General features: G+C 70.6%; 1 protein-coding gene. It reads right to left on the bottom strand.

The window, feature by feature from the left end; translation table 11 throughout:
* Positions 1-2,038: PAS domain S-box protein (locus tag D7V97_RS42660; RefSeq protein WP_120616232.1), on the bottom strand; the 2,038-nt coding region annotated here is incomplete at both ends.

Here is a 2,038-nt window from a genome sequence, read left to right as displayed (position 1 = left end):
GCCCCGCCCCTTCCCTGCGCTTCTCCCGGGTCTGCCAGAAGGGGTCGAAGAGGTGCGGCAGGTCCTCCGCGGCGATCCCAGGCCCCGTGTCGCCCACCGAGAAGCGCACCTGTCCCGGTTCGGGTTGGATGCGCAGCGTGATGCCGCCCCCTTCGGGGGTGAACTTGAGCGCGTTGCCGATGAGGTTGGAGAGGATTTGAAGCACGCGCTCCCGGTCCGCGAGGACGGGAGGCACGTCGTCCGGGATGAGGACCACGAACTGGAGGGGCTTCGCGTCCACGAGCGCGCGGTGCAGGTCCACGGCCTCCCGGACGAGCGGCGCCACCTCCAGCGGTTCGCGCTCCACCGACAGGGCTCCGCCCTCCATCCGGGCCACGTCGAGCAGGTCCTGGATGAGCCGGTTCGCCCGCTCGACCGACTTCCGGATGGACTCCAGGGGCTTCTGGACGTCGCACGTCGCGGGCAACGCCTTGCCCAGCTTCCCGGCGCTCAGCGCGATGACGTTGAGGGGAGCGCGCAGGTCGTGAGCAACGATGCGCAGCACCTCGTCGCGCATGCGCGTGGCCTGTTCGGACTTCTCGTGCAGCTGGGCGTTGTCCAGCGCACTCGCGGCCCGGCGCGCCAGCTCCTCCGCCTGCGCGAGCTCGTGGGCCCCGTAGCGACGACCGGAGATGGTGGTCGCGAGCGTGACGGCGCCCAGGATGCGCGTGGGGGTCCGCATCGGCACGATGAGGCCGGACAGGGGCGCGAGGCGGCGCAGCAATGCCAGGTGTGTGGCATCCACCGTCGCGGCTTCGAGCATCTCCGCGGTGACCTCCGACTGCATCACCGGCATGCCCGTCCGGAGGACGGAGGCGGTGGCCCCTCCCTCGCGGAGCGGATCATGCGGGTAGGCGGTGAGCAGCTCCCCCAGGCTCCGCGTCAGCTCCGGCGTGGCCGCCGCGGTCTCCACCCGGTGCGCACGGCCTTCATCCCCCAGCAGGTCCACCACGCACCAGTCCGCCAGCGCGGGCACGGCCAGCGCCGCCACCGTGGCCAGCGTCACCTGGGGCTCCAGCGACGCCGCCAGCCGGGGGCCCGCCTCCGCCAGGAAGCGCCACGCCTGCTCCAGCTTCTTGCGCTCCGTGATGTCCTGCATCTGCGCGATGAAGTGGAGCGACCGGCCGCGGGCGTCGCGGATCACCGAGGCCGTCAACTGGATGTTCAGGATGTGGCCGTCCCGGTGGCGGTAGTGCTTCTCCCGCTGGAACGTGTCCATGTCTCCCCTCTGCAGCCGGATCGCGTTCAGCAGATCCTCCTGCAGCTCCTCCGACACGGTGAGGTCCCCGAACGTCATGGAGAGCATCTCCTCATTCGAGTAGCCGACGATGTCGCAGAGCGCGGCGTTCACATGGAGGAACCGCCCGTCCAGCCCGACCAGCGCCATGCCGATGGGCGCGTACTCGAAGGCCGCGCGGAAGCGCTCCTCGCTGTTGCGCAGCACGCCTTCCGCCAGCCTGCGCGCGGTGATGTCCCGCAGGTTGACGGTGAAGAACCGGGCCCCGTCGACGTCCAGCTTCGAGATGCTGGCCTCCGCCGGGAACTCCTCGCCGCCCTTGCGCCGGCCGGAGATGGGCATCCGCTCTCCCATCTGTCGGGAGGTCGTGCCGCCCTCCGAGAAGTGTTGGACGTGCCGGGCGTGGACCGCCCGGAAGATTTCGGGCAGGAGCACGCCCAGGGGCTGGCCCAGGACCTCGCTCGCGGCGTAGCCGAAGATGCGCTCGGCGCTCGCGTTGAACAGGATGATGCGCTGCGCGGGGTCGATGGAGATGATGGCGTCCGCCGCGTAGGCGACGATGCCGCTGAAGCGCGCCTCCGACAGCCGCAGCGACTGCTCCACCTGACGGTGTTTCGCTTCCAGCAGCGAGAGGGCGTTCGCGCTCCAGCGGGTCACCGCCACGAAGGCCACCAGCGTCACGAGCATGAAGAGCGTGACGCTGATGGCGGGCCCGTAGAGCCGCAGCCCCTGCCCCAACAGCACGGCCACCATCGCCAGGCC

The sequence above is a fragment of the Corallococcus sp. CA053C genome (assembly GCF_003611675.1).
Classification (GTDB): Bacteria; Myxococcota; Myxococcia; order Myxococcales; family Myxococcaceae; genus Corallococcus.
The sequence above is the reverse complement of the archived record's forward strand: the minus strand, read 5'-3'. Positions and strand labels throughout refer to the sequence as shown.